At 46.7% G+C, this 17875-nt stretch carries 15 protein-coding genes; 9 read left to right on the forward strand and 6 right to left on the reverse strand.

The window, feature by feature from the left end; all coding sequences use genetic code 11:
* The first annotated feature begins 173 nt into the window (after positions 1-173).
* A complete protein-coding gene (gene tcyN, locus DSM2777_RS14595; protein WP_046459976.1) occupies positions 174-956 on the forward strand; it encodes an L-cystine ABC transporter ATP-binding protein TcyN in 783 nt (260 codons plus the stop codon).
* A 41-nt stretch (positions 957-997) separates the two neighbouring features.
* On the opposite strand, the gene DSM2777_RS24525 is transcribed toward tcyN, so the two are convergent.
* A complete protein-coding gene (locus tag DSM2777_RS24525) occupies positions 998-1147 on the reverse strand; it encodes a hypothetical protein (protein WP_156088351.1) in 150 nt (49 codons plus the stop codon).
* Between the two features lie 497 nt (positions 1148-1644).
* Positions 1645-5619 (reverse strand): trifunctional transcriptional regulator/proline dehydrogenase/L-glutamate gamma-semialdehyde dehydrogenase, encoded by a 3975-nt coding sequence (gene putA / locus DSM2777_RS14600; protein ID WP_061554367.1) that lies wholly within the window; start codon positions 5617-5619, stop codon positions 1645-1647.
* Between the two features lie 499 nt (positions 5620-6118).
* On the opposite strand from putA, the gene putP reads away from it, so the two are divergent.
* On the forward strand, positions 6119-7600 hold the full coding sequence (putP, locus tag DSM2777_RS14605; RefSeq protein WP_122974897.1) for a sodium/proline symporter PutP: 1482 nt from the start codon (positions 6119-6121) through the stop codon (positions 7598-7600).
* A gap of 77 nt (positions 7601-7677) precedes the next feature.
* Here putP and csgC read toward each other — a convergent pair whose 3' ends face one another.
* The 3 genes from csgC to DSM2777_RS14620 form a co-directional block, all read right to left on the reverse strand.
* The gene (gene csgC / locus DSM2777_RS14610; RefSeq protein WP_061554368.1) at positions 7678-8007 is read right to left on the reverse strand and encodes a curli assembly chaperone CsgC; all 330 of its coding nucleotides are present in this window, start codon (positions 8005-8007) and stop codon (positions 7678-7680) included.
* 63 nt (positions 8008-8070) lie between these two features.
* Complete coding sequence (locus tag DSM2777_RS14615; RefSeq protein WP_061554369.1) at positions 8071-8652, reverse strand: hypothetical protein; 582 nt, start codon at positions 8650-8652, stop codon at positions 8071-8073.
* A 52-nt stretch (positions 8653-8704) separates the two neighbouring features.
* Positions 8705-9214 carry a curlin gene (locus DSM2777_RS14620; RefSeq protein WP_061554370.1) on the reverse strand — a complete coding sequence of 170 codons (510 nt, stop codon included), beginning with the start codon at positions 9212-9214 and terminating at the stop codon, positions 8705-8707.
* 847 nt (positions 9215-10061) lie between these two features.
* Between DSM2777_RS14620 and csgD the strand changes: the two genes are divergently transcribed.
* The 5 genes from csgD to aqpZ all read left to right on the forward strand — a co-directional run bounded on the left by csgD (position 10062) and on the right by aqpZ (position 14044).
* Positions 10062-10709 (forward strand): biofilm master transcriptional regulator CsgD, encoded by a 648-nt coding sequence (csgD, locus tag DSM2777_RS14625; RefSeq protein WP_061554371.1) that lies wholly within the window; start codon positions 10062-10064, stop codon positions 10707-10709.
* Between the two features lie 3 nt (positions 10710-10712).
* Entirely contained in the window at positions 10713-11102 is a 390-nt protein-coding gene (gene csgE / locus DSM2777_RS14630; protein WP_061554372.1) for a curli production assembly/transport protein CsgE, read from the forward strand.
* Positions 11103-11111: 9 nt separating this feature from the next.
* Entirely contained in the window at positions 11112-11522 is a 411-nt protein-coding gene (gene csgF, locus DSM2777_RS14635; protein WP_061554373.1) for a curli production assembly/transport protein CsgF, read from the forward strand.
* A 16-nt stretch (positions 11523-11538) separates the two neighbouring features.
* Positions 11539-12372, forward strand: a complete 834-nt coding sequence (gene csgG / locus DSM2777_RS14640) for a curli production assembly/transport protein CsgG (protein ID WP_061554374.1) — start codon at positions 11539-11541, stop codon at positions 12370-12372.
* Positions 12373-13348: 976 nt separating this feature from the next.
* Positions 13349-14044 (forward strand): aquaporin Z, encoded by a 696-nt coding sequence (aqpZ, locus tag DSM2777_RS14645; protein ID WP_025797214.1) that lies wholly within the window; start codon positions 13349-13351, stop codon positions 14042-14044.
* An 89-nt stretch (positions 14045-14133) separates the two neighbouring features.
* Here aqpZ and ydfZ read toward each other — a convergent pair whose 3' ends face one another.
* Positions 14134-14337, reverse strand: coding sequence for a putative selenium delivery protein YdfZ (gene ydfZ, locus DSM2777_RS14650; protein WP_046457438.1), 204 nt, complete (start codon positions 14335-14337; stop codon positions 14134-14136).
* Positions 14338-14801: 464 nt separating this feature from the next.
* Here ydfZ and DSM2777_RS14655 point away from each other — a divergent pair, with 464 nt between their 5' ends.
* Positions 14802-15827 carry a glycerol dehydrogenase gene (locus DSM2777_RS14655; protein ID WP_237087783.1) on the forward strand — a complete coding sequence of 342 codons (1026 nt, stop codon included), beginning with the start codon at positions 14802-14804 and terminating at the stop codon, positions 15825-15827.
* A gap of 353 nt (positions 15828-16180) precedes the next feature.
* Positions 16181-17827: a class I fumarate hydratase FumA gene (fumA, locus tag DSM2777_RS14660; RefSeq protein ID WP_025797208.1), complete on the forward strand. Its 1647-nt coding sequence runs from the start codon at positions 16181-16183 to the stop codon at positions 17825-17827.
* Positions 17828-17875 lie beyond the last annotated feature (48 nt).

The following is a 17875-nucleotide window of genomic DNA, read 5'->3' on the forward strand; positions in this document are numbered from 1 at the left end:
GCGGTGGCTTTTTTGTTTTTTTATTCCATATCAATCTAACCTTATTCCGGCAAAATTTTTTATTCATCGCGATGAGTTGCTACAGTTGCGGTTATATCGGGTGAATGCGGCAAATCTGGCCTTATCCCTCCCCGTAAAGTATTAATTTTAGGCCTATCCGTTTAGGAGCTACAGTGAGCACTATTGAAGTAAAAAATCTGACAAAATCCTTTAACGGAAACACCGTGCTGCACGGTGTTGATCTGACGGTTGAAAAGGGTGAGGTGGTTGCGATTATTGGGCCAAGTGGTTCAGGCAAAACAACCCTGCTGCGCAGTATTAATTTATTAGAAGAGCCTGACGGCGGCACGATTCAAGTGGGCGACGTTACCATCCATGGCGATCAGCCGTTGGGGCGTCAGAAAGCCGCCATTCGCAAACTGCGCCAAGAAGTGGGCTTTGTATTCCAAAACTTCAACCTGTTCCCGCACCGCACGGTATTGGAAAACATTATTGAAGGACCGGTGGTGGTGAAGGGGGAAAAACGTGACGTGGTGATTGCGCGAGCGCGTGAATTGCTGGCGAAAGTCGGTTTGAAGGGCAAAGAAGATGCGTTTCCTAAACGTTTATCGGGTGGGCAGCAGCAGCGTGTTGCGATAGCGCGTGCGTTAGCCATGCAGCCGGAAGTTATCCTGTTTGATGAACCAACGTCAGCGCTCGATCCTGAGCTGGTGGGGGAAGTGCTAAGCACTATCCGTGCGCTAGCGGAAGAGAACCGCACTATGGTGATCGTGACCCACGAAATGAGCTTTGCCCGTGATGTGGCCAACCGAGCTATCTTTATGGACGAAGGCCGGATCGTTGAGCAAGGCGCGGCGAAAGAGCTGTTTGCCAATCCCCAACACCCTAGAACCAAACTGTTTTTGGAGAAGTTTTTAGGGGAGAAGTTAGCGGATGAGCCGTTGAGTTATATTTGAGTGGGGGGCTAGATTCGGTGAAGGTTTCGGCCGCCAGACGCTTATGTCACAACGGTTAAAGATTCCGCCTGCCTGTCCATATCGAGTTTCAATGCCGCATCGGTGAAGGCATACGGGCAGAGACCACCGGCGCGTGGTCTCTGCACTCTCGCGCTTTTATCCGAGACGCCATCTCCGCGCCGAGTCGGCATGCGCCATCCATGGCGCCTCCTCCTCTAACGCTAACATCCTGTTAGCGTTGCTCTTTCTCCCAAGACTTAAACTAAAAAACAGATAAAGTTTTAGTCTTTTGTCTTTTGTCTTTTGTCTTTTGTCTTTTGTCTTTTGTCTTTTGTCTTTTGTCTTTTGTCTTTTGTCTTTTGTCTTTGACCTTATCCGGCACGTTGTTCTTCAGCCGAATAGAGGAATGCAGGCTAGGATTTGCCGACCGGACGTCGGCAAAAGAGCGACGGAGGCATGGATGCCGATTGTCGCTCGTTCCGTTAAAGCCGGAATGACAAAATGAGGGAACCTGCGAAGCAGGCTGAAGAACGGTGCCAAGCCGGGTTGTTAGGGGGCGGCGATTGGCCCCCTAACACGGACGCCCGCACAATGCCTATGTGAGAAATAGTGCATTAGGCGGACGTAACTTACACCGGACGTAACTTAACACCAGACGAAACCTTAAACCGAACTAATCCTAAGCATCTCACCCTATAGTCATTAAACTCGCATTTCCCCCCGCAGCGGCGGTATTCACGCTCAGCGAACGTTCTAACAATAAACGCTCAAGCAGAATTCCTGTTTCACCGTGCGAGAAACCTTGTACGGACACAATTGCACCCGGACGTTCAGCGATTTGTTCACACAGGCTGCGTAGCTGATCGGAATCGCCGTGATAGATCACTGCATCAAACTCAACACCGTCGGCATCCCATGATTTAGCCACGTTGATCTGTTGCTGTATGGCTGCAGGCAGGCGGCGATAAAGGGTGCGCTGAACTTCGCTGTCTATCCACTGAACTCGGCTGCCGACAGCGAGCACGGCGGCTAACTGAATCAAGGCATCTTGTTCATTGCTGAATAGGCACAGCACGCGTTCACGTGGTAATAGGGCGTAGGTGTTGCGTTCGCCAGTTGGGCCTTGTAGTAGACGAACCGTGCCACCTTGTGACCAGTCACCAAACTTTTGGCAATGCTGGGCAAGCTCGGTCATTTTCTCTTGCTGTGCCCATGTTAGGAGTGCCTGATGCGCAGCCAATAGCGGTTGGCGCTGCGTTGTGTCGATGTTTTGCTCGCCGTCGTGGCGCGCCAGAGTACGGCATACGGCGTCGTTAGGACGGCTAGACAGCAGACGATAAACATACAGCGGCCCACCGGCTTTTGGCCCCGTGCCGGAGAGTTCTTCTCCGCCGAAAGGTTGCACACCGACTACGGCACCGACCATATTACGGTTGACGTACTGGTTGCCGACTTTAGCTTGCTCGGTCACTTTGATGATGGTTTCGTCAATACGAGTATGAATGCCTAATGTTAGGCCATAACCTGCCGCATTGATTTGCTCAATCAGCGCATCAAGATTCTGACGGTTATAGCGAACCACGTGGAGCACCGGCCCAAACACTTCCTGATCGAGTTCATCAAAGCTTTCAAGATCAATCAGCGTAGGTTTAACGAAGGTGCCACGCTGCCACTCTTGGCTATCTTGTGAATGGTCAAAGGCGGCCTGATAAACATCGCGCCCTTTGGCACGCATCGCCTGAATATGGCGGTCAATATTCTCTTTCGCTTCAGCGTCAATCACTGGGCCGATATCGGTTGAGAGGCGTTCAGGATTGCCCATTCGACATTCCGCCATCGCGCCACGCAGCATTTGCAGAGTGTGGTCGGCGATGTCTTCTTGGACGCACAGAATGCGTAGCGCAGAGCAACGTTGACCGGCGCTATCAAACGCCGAGGCGACGACGTCGGTAACGACCTGCTCGGTGAGTGCCGATGAGTCGACGATCATCGCATTCAAACCGCCGGTTTCTGCAATCAGCGGCGTAGTGCGACCCTGAGGATCCAAGCGGCCTGAAATATTACGCTGCAATAGGCCAGCAACCGCGGTAGAACCGGTAAACATCACGCCACGTACGCGGCTATCACCAACCAGCTTGGCACCTACGGTTTCACCTTCGCCCGGTAGTAGTTGCAGCACACCGGCAGGAACGCCCGCTTCTAACAAGATACGAACGGCCTGTGCTGCAATCAGCGGCGTTTGCTCGGCAGGTTTTGCCAATACGCTGTTACCCGCAGCTAATGCAGCGGCGACTTGTCCGGTGAAGATCGCCAGCGGGAAGTTCCATGGGCTAATACAGACCACTGGTCCCAGCGGGCGATGCGTATCATTAGCAAAATCATTGCGCACTTGTTGTGCGTAATAGCGCAAGAAATCGACGGCCTCACGCACTTCGGCAATGGCGTTGTTGAAGGTCTTCCCGGCTTCACGAGCCAATAGGCCTAACAGGCTTTGAAGCTGATCTTCCATTAAGTCTGCGGCGCGCTCTAAGACGGCGGCACGCTGGGCCGGAGGCGTTGAGAACCAGATTGGACCGGCGCTGACGGCGCTGGTCAGCGCGGCTTCCACATCGGCTTCGCTAGACGGCGTCACATACCCCACGATGTCTCGGGGTTCTGCTGGGTTAATCACGGGCTGAGGTTGTTCTTGGCTCGAGACATCCCCTTCAATGATTGGCGTGCAGCTCCACGGTGTGCTGGCGCTGCTGAGCAGTGCGCTGGAAAGCGACGCTAAACGCTGTTCGTTGGAGAGATCTAAACCGCGTGAATTGCGACGATCTTCGCCGTAAAGCCCACGCGGTGATGGAATGCGGGGATGTGGCAGCCCCACCGCGCCTTCTTTGGCCGCCATGGCTTCAACGGCGGAAACAGGATCGGCAACCAGCTCGTCTAACGGCAGCGTGGTATCGGCAATGCGGTTAACAAATGAGGTATTTGCGCCGTTTTCTAACAGGCGGCGAACCAAGTAGGCCAGCAGCGTTTCATGCGTGCCGACTGGTGCATAAATGCGGCAAGGGCGGTTGAATTTGCCGTCGGCAATTTTCCCGACGACCTGATCGTACAGCGGTTCACCCATGCCATGCAGGCATTGGAATTCGTACTGACCCGGATAGTAGTTTTGTCCTGCCAAATGATAAATGGCCGACAACGTATGGGCGTTATGCGTGGCAAACTGCGGATATATGGCGTTAGGCACGCCGAGTAGTTTGCGGGCGCAGGCCAAGTAAGACACATCGGTATACACCTTGCGGCTATAAACCGGATAGCCTTCAAGTCCATCAACCTGAGCGCGCTTAATTTCGCTATCCCAGTATGCGCCCTTCACCAAACGGATCATCAAACGGCGATGGCTGCGCTGTGCTAAATCGATCACATAGTCAATCACCGCAGGACAACGTTTTTGATAGGCCTGAATAACGAAGCCAATGCCGTTCCAACCGGCGAGGTCGGGTTCAAAGCATAAACGTTCAAGCAAATCGAGCGAGATTTCAAGGCGGTCGGCTTCTTCAGCATCGATATTAATACCAATGTCGTAACTGCGTGCCAGCAAGGTCAGAGAGAGAAGGCGAGGGTAAAGCTCGTCCATCATGCGCTCGTATTGGGCACGGCTGTAGCGTGGATGTAAGGCTGAAAGCTTGATTGAAATCCCTGGGCCTTCATAGATGCCGCGCCCGTTCGATGCCTTGCCGATGGCGTGGATCGCTTGCTGATACGAAATCATATAGCGTTGGGCATCGGCTTCGGTCAGCGCGGCCTCACCCAGCATGTCGTAAGAGTAACGGAAGCCTTTATCTTCATGCTTACGCGCATTAGCCAGCGCTTCAGCAATGGTTTCGCCCGTCACAAATTGCTCGCCCATCAAGCGCATCGCCATATCCACACCTTTGCGGATCAGCGGTTCACCGCTCTTGCCAATAATACGGTTGAGTGAGCTCGAGAGGTTAGATTCGTTGTGAGTTGCCACTAAGCGACCGGTCAGCAGTAATCCCCACGTTGCGGCATTAACAAACAGCGATGGGCTGCGACCCAGATGAGAATGCCAGTTGCCGTTGCTGATTTTGTCGCGAATAAGCGCATCGCGCGTGGCTTTATCTGGAATACGCAGTAAAGCCTCGGCTAAACACATCAGCGCCACACCTTCCTGTGACGAGAGTGAGAATTCCTGCAATAGGTTTTGCACTATTCCGGCACGGCCATTTGCACTTTTCTGATTACGCAGCTTTTCCGCAATTTTATACGCCATCTGGTGCGTTGACTGAGCAAGTTCCGGTGCCATGCGGGCCTGTTCTAGCAGCATGGAAACGGCTTCATTTTCAGGACGACGATAGGCCGCCGTGATCGCGGAACGTGAAACCGACTGCGGTAGAATTTGTTCGGCAAAATCGAGGAACGGCTGAAGAGGCTGCTCCTGAGGCGCGATAGTTTCTTCGGTGTCGTTAGAAATAGTCTCAGAAGCGGGGAGAGGAAGCTCCGGCAGGGCGCTACCGCTCTCTACTCGCTCAAGATAATTGAAAATGGCTTGTTTGATAACCCAATGCGGCGTGCGATCGATTTGCTGTGCGGCGGCTTTAATACGATCTCGAGTCGCTTCATCAAGTTTTACACCCATAGTGGTGGTGCCCATGCCGTCCTACTCCGTTTTATTTTTTTAAGGTAGAGCCTGAGCATATCCCGTTCATTATGAATGTTGCAACTTTGTGCAACCTTGTTAAATGACCTAAGTGTTCAATGTGTGAAATAGCGCAGGTTTTACGCTAACGGATAGAATGCGAACAATAAGGGCATGTCAGTTTGATGGTTGCACTATAAGATGAATAATTCATTATAATTTAAAGGGATATTTTTATGCTCAATCTGCGTTGGCGCATGCAAATGGATTTGAGTTGCAACCAGTCACCGCATAAAATGTGATGGGTGGTAAACTTTGTGTAACTTTTAGGTTAAAAAACTTGTTAATGAAACCCGCCTGTTCATAAGATGCCGACGTTTAGATTTTCCTTATTGGTTTTATTTGAGATGGGGTTCGGCCACGTCATCGTTCCGATGTGGCCGATTTTTAAAACGAAACAATTTGCATAAATAAGCCTGAGTCTTGGGCATAAATAAAATACGGAGACACCTGCATGATAAGTACACCGATGTTGGTGACCTTTTTGGTCTACATCTTGGGAATGATCGTCATTGGTTTAGTGGCTTATCGCGCCACGAATAATTTTGATGACTACATTTTGGGCGGACGCAGTTTAGGCAGCGTTGTCACGGCGCTGTCGGCAGGCGCTTCCGATATGAGCGGCTGGCTATTGATGGGGCTTCCTGGCGCGATTTATCTTTCAGGGATCTCTGAAAGCTGGATTGCGATTGGTTTAACCGTGGGGGCATATCTGAACTGGAAGCTGGTGGCAGGGCGTTTGCGCGTTCACACCGAGGCCAATAATAACGCACTGACGCTGCCGGATTATTTCACGAGTCGCTTCGAAGATACCAGCAAACTGCTGCGAGTGATCTCGGCAATTGTCATTTTGGTGTTCTTCACTATCTATTGTGCTTCCGGCATTGTGGCGGGCGCTCGCCTGTTTGAAAGCACCTTTGGAATGAGTTACGAGACAGCGTTGTGGGCCGGTGCGGCAGCAACAATTATCTATACCTTCATCGGTGGTTTCTTGGCCGTAAGCTGGACGGATACCGTTCAGGCCAGCCTGATGATTTTTGCTCTGATCTTAACCCCGGTTATCGTTATTTTAGCCGTGGGCGGTATTGATACCTCGATGTTGGTGATCGAAGCTAAAAACCCAGCAAACCTCGATATGTTCAAGGGGCTGAATCTGATCGCGATTATCTCATTAATGGGGTGGGGTCTAGGCTACTTTGGTCAGCCACATATCTTAGCGCGCTTCATGGCGGCTGATTCACACCATACTATTCGTAAAGCACGCCGGATCAGCATGACATGGATGATTCTGTGCTTAGGCGGCGCGGTTGCAGTTGGTTTCTTCGGTATTGCCTATTTTGAGAATAACCCAAGCCAAGCGGGAACCGTTTCTGAAAATGGCGAGCGTGTCTTTATCGAACTGGCGAAGATCTTATTTAACCCGTGGATTGCGGGAATATTGTTGTCGGCAATTCTTGCTGCGGTAATGAGTACGTTAAGCTGTCAGCTGTTAGTGTGTTCTAGCGCGATTACCGAAGACTTATACAAGGCTTTCTTCCGTAAAAAAGCCTCACAGCGCGAGCTGGTTTGGGTCGGACGTTTGATGGTGTTAGTCGTGGCGCTGATCGCGATTGCGTTGGCTGCAAATCCTGAAAACCGAGTTTTAGGTTTAGTGAGCTATGCTTGGGCAGGCTTTGGCGCTGCGTTTGGTCCAGTCGTTCTGATTTCGGTGATGTGGTCGAGAATGACGCGTAATGGTGCGCTGGTGGGTATGATTATCGGTGCGGCGACCGTCATTATTTGGAAACAGTATGGCTGGTTTAATTTGTACGAAATTATTCCTGGCTTTATTTTTGCCAGCGTTGCAATCGTGGTAGTGAGCCTGATGGGTAAAACACCGTCTCAAGCGATTCAAACGCGTTTTGCTGATGCAGAAGCGGAATTTAAAACCGTTTAACCATTAAGCGCTGTTGATAACGAAAGGGAATGCTTGAAAAGGCATTTCCTTTTTTATTTGGAGCAAAGCCTATTACCTTAAACTTTATCCGGCAGAATAACCTGTTTTTCAATCCGCAATTTATCCCCATCGGTTAATACGATAGTGACCTGCAGCCAGTCTCCTTGCTGAACGGGGAAGCTCATCTGGCCTAAGGCCTGCTTTTGATTTGCCATGAGCTGAATAGCACCTTTTTGCCGGGACGTACTTTCACCGTGGATGCTACGGCGAATGACATCAACATCAATATGACACAGGCACGACGTCGTGACAGACGCCATAGGTGTAAGAACATAATATTGACCATCTTGCGTAGTATCAAACCAAAGCTGGTTGGATAGCAGAGAAGCGATAAGCAATGTATGCATTTCAGGCTCCGAATAAAAAAATAAAACAGGGCTAGGCCCTGTTTTATAGAGGGAACGAGGTAACTAGTTTTGATTTACAGTTGATACGTTAAATGAGCCAACCTGATTAACGTTGGAGTACGATGCGTCGGAGTTCTGGCTGGTATAAGCATTGTTGGCAAAGCCATTTTGGCGGACCACAATCACAGCAGCATCAGCATTTTGGATGGTAGTGGCGCTGTTTGCGCCTACACTGGTTTGGATCACGGCAGTTTTGGAGAAGTTACCATTTTGGTTAGTCAAGGCGGTGCTACCTAAGAAGCTGTCTTGTTTCACTTCAGTGACGGATAGGTTGCCATTCTGGCCGGAAATCGCCTTATGTCCGCCTCCGGTTTGATCAATGTCAATCACGCTTAAATTGCCATTTTGGACTGCTGTAGCTGAGTTCAGCGCACCGTTTTGTGATACTGAGGCTTTTGACCAGAGAGCTGAGTCTTGCGCAACGTTGGAATTATTGCCTGCGCCATTTTGGTAAACTTGTACTTCACCACCGGCCCAAGCGGTTTGAGGCGTAAACTGGAAGAAATAAGGCGCGTTCGTTAATGCCATTGCATTACCCATAGCGAAGACAAAGCTTGATGCGGCGATGATTTTCCACTTATTCATGATGTTACCCCGTCGGTTATAGAATCAGATGTGTGTATCAGATAAACGATAACTAATGTTGTGTAACTCTAATGGCCATGCCTGATGCATTTTGCACAACACCGGCGGACCGGTTTGTGCCCGTTTGGTTAATTTGCGTTATATTGTTTTTCCCGCGAGAAAATATATAAGCAGAGTTACCAAAGCTGTCTTGAATGATGCTGTCATTATTCCCACTGCCGAGTTGAGCGATAACAGCGGTGTTATTGCTACTAAGCTGTGTTATATCCGCAGAATTACCTGTTCCACGCTGAGCAATTAACGCATTGTTATTGCTGCTGGACTGATTGATTCTGCCTTGGTTTCCGTTTCCTTGTTGAATAATAACCGCATGGTTATTAATTCCTTGCTGATTTGAATATGCTCTATTACTGCTGCCTATTTGATTAACTACCATGCTTTGGCTGTAATTACTGTTAATGTCACTAAACCCTGTGACTATTTCAGAGCGAGCAAAATCATTATTAGCTATCGCTAAATAAGGCGCAGTTAACAGAGTTGCTGCTAAAACAAACTTTTTCATGTTGCCGTCCTAACGTAATTCGGTCAGTAAGAAAACAAGCCAGAAATGTGCCCGTCTGATTTCCTGATGTGCTTTTCAGGAATATTCCGATTTACGATTTGAGTATGTGCGTAAGAAAAATTAAATACCTCACCTATAAGTTGTATTTTGATAAAAAAGGGTCATGAAAAAGAATTATTTCTGCCGTTTACTTATTGTTAGCAAAAGAAAATAAAAATTTTATTCTGCTGCCTGTCGGTTTGAGTAGAAAACAAGCGCTGTTTTTATGGAATGCTCGAGCCAACACACATCGCTTATGAGATCTTGCAAAACCGGTAAGCACGGCGAGCCTCGATATCAAATTCATGCGGAAGCATGATGCGCAGCCTGATGAATAATAACCTCTTAAAGATACAATCTTGATACCACTTACCTAAGGAAAATAAATGAATATATACAGAGCTAGCTAACTAAAAGTGAGTAGGGGAAGTATGAATGTCTTTTAATGTACTATTTAATAAGGTTTTTATTTTTACTTTGAATTTTACGATGAGTGATTCCGTTATTTTGAGCGTAGAACTGTGAAGGGAATATTAAGCGTTTCGAGTATTTAAATTAACCATAAGAATTATTTATAAATATCAAGAAACATTTTGAAACACAAATGGCACTTGCGCTAGATGCGCCAATGTCTAGATTGAATCATGTAATATGCCCGAAGAAAACGATGGTATATACAATTTAACTCTGTGCATCCTTAATTATTTTGTGCACTGCCTTTTACACAGCAGCGTAAATGTAGCGTGTCATCAATCTGTGTTTTATAAAACAGAGAGCGCTGCGCGTCGCATCTAGGTAGGTTGTTATTATGCTTAATGAAGCAGCGAATCAAAACTACTCATTAGTTCTCATTACTCGACCGTCTTTACAGGCGACTGCGCTACTACACCAAATTAAGTCCATGCTAGATGTAAATGCCAAAATACATAACATCAACAAATATTTAAACGATTCAGTGGACAATACATTATTTCTCTTCGATTTGATGGAAGCAGACAGGCGAACCACTGTTCTGTGGCAATCAGAACTGAGCCGCTGCCGAGAAAAAAATAGATTACTCCTCTTAAATACTCCTGATGACTATCAATATCAGGATATAGGTTCATGGCCAAATATTAGTGCTGTCTTTTATTTGTCTATGGACGAGGGCTCTTTAGTCGAGGGAATCAAAAGCGTCATTAATGGAGAATGCTATTTTAGTCAAAGTGTTGCAAGCTACCTTATTAGCCAATCTGCGCACTATCGTTATCACAGTCCAGAATCAACGGGATTAACAAATAGAGAAAAGGAAATTCTTAACAAATTACGCGTGGGTGCTTCAAATACTGAAATAGCGCGGCTTTTGTTTATCAGTGAAAATACTGTCAAAACACACCTTTATAATCTGTTTAAAAAAATCTCGGTGAAAAACCGGACACAGGCCGTTTCATGGGCTAACGATAATCTCAGGCGTTGAACGATGAAAAAAATACTTATTTTTATTCTCTTTGCCTTTTTAAGCTGCGGGGCAAAGCAGGTAACTGCGGCCGAAATTGAAGTTCCAGGTTTAATTACTGACCACACGGTAACATCCGTAGGGCATGCATTTTATCGAGATTTTAGTGATAACTGGGAAAGGGAATATCCGGGAACGCTAACCATTAGTGAAAGACCCAGTGCGCGCTGGGGAAGTTGGATCACGATCAAAATTGAACAGGATACAGTCTATCAAACCTTTTTATTTCCAAATAAACGTAGCTTTGACAAAGACGTCGCCGTGGCTATTGAGAGCGTTAGTGAGTCTTTATCACGCCGTACCATTGATAAAGCGCTACTCAACACGGGTGACTTAACCGCTGATGAGTTTTAAGGGGTACCCATGCGAGTTTCCTATATAGCATTAATCGCTTTGTTTATATCCCCCGTTTCTTGGGGGGGCAATATGGTTTTTCAGTTTGTTAATCCTAACTTTGGTGGAAACCCAAATAACGGCTCATTTTTATTAAATGAAGCCAATGCTCAAAATTCGTATAAAGATCCTAACGGCTATGATTTCGATACTTCAACGCCTTCACCGCTAGATAATTTTACCTCAGTGATTCAATCGCAACTGCTGGGAAATCTGATGGGAAATATTAGCCAAGGGAAACCTGGGCGACTAGTGACCAAGGATTTTATTGTTGATGTGAAAAATACCGATGGGCGATTAACGATGAATATTTTTGATCGCACGACGGGAAAATCCTCAACCATCGAAGTTGATGGACTCTCCAGCATTAAAACCAATTAAAACGGGATGATGAGCCATGCGCAGTTATTTATTGATCATTTCGGTACTTTTTTTAAGCGGATGTTTGACGGCACCGCCTAAGCAAGCTGCAAAACCAACGTTAATGCCGCGGGCACAAAGCTATCAGGATTTAACGCATTTGCCGGAGCCCGCAGGTAAGCTATTTGTTTCGGTTTACAATATTCAAGATGAAACGGGGCAGTTTAAACCTTACCCAGCCAGTAACTTTTCTACAGCAGTGCCACAAAGTGCAACCGCCATGCTGGTTTCAGCATTGAAAGATTCTGGGTGGTTTATTCCGTTAGAGCGTCAGGGATTGCAGAATCTGTTAAATGAGAGAAAAATTATTCGCGCTGCACAAGAAAATGGCACCGTAGCTGTAAATAACCAGCATCAGCTTTCTTCTTTAGTTGCGGCCAATGTTCTGGTTGAAGGATCGATTATTGGCTATGAAAGCAATGTGAAATCTGGAGGGGCAGGGGCTAGGTTCTTTGGTATTGGTGCCAGTACGCAATATCAGCTTGATCAGATTGCGGTTAACCTGCGCGTAGTGGATGTGAATACAGGACAGGTTTTGTCGTCAGTAAATACCAGTAAAACTATCTTGTCTTATGAAGTGCAGGCCGGCGTATTTAGATATATCGATTACCAGCGACTGCTGGAAGGTGAAATTGGCTACACCACTAATGAACCCGTTATGCTTTGCGTAATGTCAGCGATTGAAACCGGCGTTATCTACTTAGTGAATGATGGTATTAACCGCAATCTGTGGGCATTGAAAAATCCACAGGATGCGAATTCATCCGTGCTTGAACGCTATAAGAGTACGATTGTTCCTATCGCGTCGTAACATGCTCTATAGGAGCCAGCCGAATGGCTGGCTTTTTTATTTGATAATGATGTCAATGCGTTACGTTTTATAGGGCTTAGATTAAACGGTTTGCCTTCATAGTCTAATCCTTAAATTACAACATGTTGAGATTGTACAGGCTTGAAACTTTTGCCAAGCGATCCTATCCTTGGAGGCTACGAGCAAGTGGTAACAGAGAAACGTGTTCGGCGCCTCCATGTAGCGCGTGTCTTTTCGTGCCGAGTGCGTTTCATCTGTTAGCATTATGTGCTGTTTGATAGAGCTTACATAAACCTGTAGAGCGTTAGTTTAAGTTTCTTCTGGTATTGTTGGCTTAGCCCACGTTAACAGCGATCCATGCCTTTATCTAACTGCCGATGAAAACAAAACTACTCCTTATCCTATCCTGCCTCGTTGGATTCCTTATCTTCTGCTATATGATGGTTTTTGCCGTGGATAAAACTTGCGAAAGAATGCAGATTTTTACCGAAGTGTGTCAAAAAGCAGATATTTCTAAGCCGCATATCAATCCATAAAAAATAATGTGAATTTTTTCGACCAAAAAAGGCTATTAGTCAAAGATCGTATAGAATTTAACTATGCAGGTTATGTGAGTTGTTGCATAAATGGTGTCTATGTAATAGACATTAGATTAATAGACTGATTCCCAAGGTTATCTCAGAATAATCTCACTAATTTTTTCTTGAGAAAAAATGAAACTTGTGGAGAATACGTAAAAAAATTGGATACCTATTTAAATAAAGCTTATTTCTCAACACGGGACGTGTGGGAATTAGGTTTATTTTGACATGGATGTAAGAATCGTTTGTACGCGGAGAGAGTTAAGCAAGCGATCTTTTGCTTTTTATTTCATATAGAACATAGCCTGATCAAAGTGCCTATAAAAGATACGGTATTGGCAGCGGAATAAACATATCGCTGCTAATGAACCATTATTTTGATTGCTGAGGTAGTAATGTTTAAAAAATTATCGGCAGAGTTTTTTGGTACGTTCTGGCTAGTATTTGGTGGCTGTGGTAGTGCCGTATTAGCCGCAGGTTTTCCTGAGTTAGGCATTGGTTTCGCCGGTGTTGCATTGGCATTTGGCCTGACCGTTTTGACTATGGCGTATGCTGTAGGCCATATTTCTGGTGGGCATTTCAACCCTGCGGTGACTTTAGGCCTGTGGGCCGGCGGTCGTTTTAGCGCCAAAGAAGTTGTGCCATATATCGTCGCTCAAGTTATTGGTGGTATCGTTGGTGCCGCTATTCTTTATGTTATTGCAAGCGGTAAAGCGGGCTTTGATGCCACGGCTAGCGGCTTTGCATCTAATGGTTTCGGCGAGCATTCACCAGGTGGATTCTCACTGCAAGCAGCTATCGTCGCTGAAATTGTCCTGACCGCTTTCTTCTTGATCGTTATCCATGGTGTGACTGACAAACGTGCACCAGCAGGCTTTGCGCCGTTAGCGATTGGTTTAGCGTTAACCTTGATTCACCTGATCAGCATTCCGGTGACGAATACCTCGGTTAACCCAGCACGTAGTACTGCCGTTGCTATCTTCCAAGGTACCTGGGCGCTGCAACAGCTGTGGGTGTTCTGGGTAATGCCAATTATTGGTGGGATTATTGGTGGCTTGATTTATCGTCATCTGCTTGAGAAAAAAGACTAAATTTAGTTATTTCTCAAAAGAAAAGCCTGAGCATTAATTGTTCAGGCTTTTTTGTATATATAAAAGAGTGAGGGCGGGTCTTAATGTTGTTAATGTCCAAGTAAGATGAGATCTTGAGGGGCATAAGCATTAGGATCACCATTGCAAAGCACACATTTTGCCGCGCGAACTTTTTCTCTTGCCAATTTTTCATCGTTAATTGCTTTGATCACCATGACTCTGCGTGTGCCATTTTCAATAACATGAGCACCAACACGTAAGGGATTTCTGTTTCTATCATAGGCAATATTCATACTGACACTCCATCAAAAGTAAGCCATATTTCAAATGGTAGCCCCTAGAATTATGCAAATAAAGCGGCTGTTTAGTTTTATTTGTAATATGAATTAGCTCTTTAATTTTCGGATAGAATAAAACCGGAGATAGAAAATTCTTACGTGTAATTGACGGGATTTTATAAGGCTATTTAACTATTTCAGTGTTTGTTTTTTCGTCGAAACCTCTCTTTTTATCTGAAAATATAGCCTTGATAAAATGATAACCCTAAATGGTTAGCTTATTCCTTCTGAAGGTAGTTTAGGGGGCTTGGAAAGCGTATCCTTTAAAAAAGGTAAATATTTTCCTAACAAAAAATCACCTTCAGCAAATCACGCTGCCATTTTTAGGAGTGTCACCATGAATAAAACACCTCGCACGGTTACTTCCACCGAAAAAATTTGTCATAGGACGTGGTCTTCTTCAGCAGATGCATGATTACGTGAAAGATTTTGGCGATAATGCCTTCATTATCAGCGATGAATTTATTTTGCAGCGGGTGAATAACGAAGCTATCGCGGGGCTTGAACAAGCCGGATTGAAGGGCGTTAGTGAGAAATTCAATTATGAGTGTACCGAAGTTGAGATTAAACGCTTAGGCGCTTTAGCCGAGGCTCAGCAGGCCAATGTTATCGTCGGTATTGGCGGCGGTAAAACGTTAGATTCAGCAAAAGCTGTTGCTTATTACCACAAACTCCCCGTTATTTTGTTCCCAACGATTGCGTCTACCGATGCGCCTTGTACTGCTCTAGCCGTGATTTACACCGAACAAGGCGAGTTTGAGCGTTATCTATTCCTGCCACAAAATCCAGATGCCGTTATTGCCGATACCTCTATTATTGCCGCCGCGCCGGTGCGTTTCTTTGCTGCTGGCGTGGGGGATGCGTTAGCGACTTACTTTGAGGCTCGCGCCTGCTATGCGGCCGATGGCGTTAACCTTGTGTTGAAAAAACCTTCCCGTACCGGTCTAGGCTTAGCGCAGCTCTGCTATCAATTGCTGAGTGAAAACGTGGATGCGGCAATGGATGCGGTGAAAAACAAAGTCTCCACGCCCGCTTTGGAACAAACCATTGAAGCGACGATTTATCTCAGCGGCGTCGGCGCAGAAGCCGGTGGCTTAGCAGCAGCTCATGCGGTGAATAATGGTATGTCAGCGGTGCCTGATTTACATCGCGCGCAGCACGGTGAAAAAGTGGTGTTTGGCCTGCTCACGCAGCTGGTGCTGGAAAATGCACCGCGTGCAGAAATCGACGAAGTCGTGCGCATCATCAAAGTTGCTGGTTTGCCACTGACGTTGCAGGATATGGGACTGAAAACATTCGTTGAGGCTGAATGGCGCAAGGTAGCAGAAATTGCCTGCGCTGACGGTGATACCATGGGCAATATGCCAATGGAATTGACGGTGGATGATGTTTATGAAGCGATGGTTGCCGCGAACGCGCTGGCTGAACGCTACAAAAACGCATAACCAAGATTATTTATGTGAAGCGGCCTTAGGGCCGCTTTTTTGTGCGCATTACAGAAGTAATGTGCCACATTGAGATACCGATCGGGTTGTAGTGATTGTAATCATTGTGTTAACTGCGGGATAATAAATGTAGACATAAATAGTCTGTACCCGCAGTTCTCACCCTGTGAAACCGGAAAGCACCTATTCAAAAAGTACCCCTTTATAATTAGAGGGTATATTTTGGATTTAGCTCAAGAATCAACAGGCTAAAAACACGTAAGGTGGTGGTGTTTTCTTTACACAGTGAGCCGGCGAAGAACAGGCCGCGTGAGTGTGAATCTACTGAAGCTGATGTTGCAAGTGAGAAAAAAATGTCAAATAAGCCATTTCATTACCAAGATCCGTTCCCGCTGAAAAAAGACGAGACTGAATATTATCTGTTAAGTCGAGATCATGTGTCCGTTGCCGAGTTTGAAGGGCAGGAAATTTTGAAGGTTGAGCCACAGGCGCTGACTCTTCTTGCACAGCATGCTTTCCACGATGCTTCTTTCATGCTGCGTCCTGCACATCAGCAGCAAGTCGCCCAAATTTTGGACGATCCTGAAGCCAGCGAGAACGATAAATATGTTGCCCTGCAATTTCTGCGTAACTCAGAGATCGCGGCAAAAGGCATTCTGCCAACCTGTCAGGATACGGGTACGGCAATTATCGTCGGCAAAAAAGGCCAGCGAGTATGGACCGGCGGCGGTGACGAAGCGGCGCTGTCTCGCGGTGTCTACAACACTTATATCGAAGACAACCTGCGCTATTCGCAAAATGCGGCGCTGGATATGTATAAAGAAGTGAATACCGGCAGCAACCTGCCTGCACAAATTGATTTATACAGCGTCGATGGCGATGAATATAAATTCCTGTGTATTGCTAAAGGCGGCGGCTCTGCGAACAAAACCTATCTCTACCAAGAAACCAAAGCGCTATTGACGCCAGGCAAACTGAAAAACTATCTGGTGGATAAAATGCGTACTTTGGGTACGGCGGCTTGTCCTCCTTATCACGTTGCATTTGTTATCGGTGGCACATCAGCTGAGTCTACGCTGAAAACCGTCAAGCTGGCGTCGACAAAATACTATGATGGCTTGCCGACCGAAGGTAATGAGCATGGTCAGGCCTTCCGTGATATTGAGTTGGAACAAGAACTGCTGAAAGAAGCACAGAATTTGGGATTGGGTGCTCAGTTTGGTGGGAAATATTTCGCTCACGACGTGCGCGTTATTCGTTTGCCTCGCCACGGCGCATCGTGTCCAGTCGGGATGGGCGTTTCCTGCTCCGCGGATCGAAATATCAAAGCGAAGATTAATCGCGATGGTATTTGGATTGAAAAACTGGAAAGCAACCCGGGTAAATACATTCCTGAGCACCTGCGTAAAGCCGGTGAGGGCGAAGCGGTTAAGGTTGATTTGAACCGTCCGATGTCTGAAATATTGCAGCAGCTTTCTCAGTATCCGGTTTCAACTCGTCTGTCGCTGAGCGGCACTATTGTTGTTGGCCGTGATATTGCTCATGCGAAGCTGAAAGAGCGCTTAGATAACGGCGAAGACCTGCCTCAATACGTTAAAGATCATCCTATCTATTATGCGGGTCCGGCTAAGACTCCAGAAGGTTATGCATCTGGTTCTTTAGGTCCAACAACGGCTGGCCGTATGGATTCTTACGTTGATCTGCTTCAGGCTAACGGCGGCAGCATGGTGATGTTGGCAAAAGGTAACCGTAGCCAGCAAGTCACAGATGCGTGTAAGAAACACGGTGGTTTCTACCTCGGTAGCATTGGTGGTCCAGCGGCGGTTCTGGCGCAGCAGAGTATTAAGAGCCTTGAGTGTCTGGAATACCCTGAGCTGGGTATGGAAGCCATTTGGAAAATTGAAGTTGAAGATTTCCCTGCGTTTATTTTGGTTGATGACAAAGGTAATGACTTCTTCCAAGTGATCCAATCAGAGCAATGCACTCGCTGTGTGAAATAATCGATCGCTGATATAGCATCGAATAAAAAGCCCTGCTGATTACGCAGG

The organism is Obesumbacterium proteus, assembly GCF_001586165.1.
In the GTDB taxonomy this organism is placed as follows: Bacteria; Pseudomonadota; Gammaproteobacteria; order Enterobacterales; family Enterobacteriaceae; genus Hafnia; species Hafnia protea.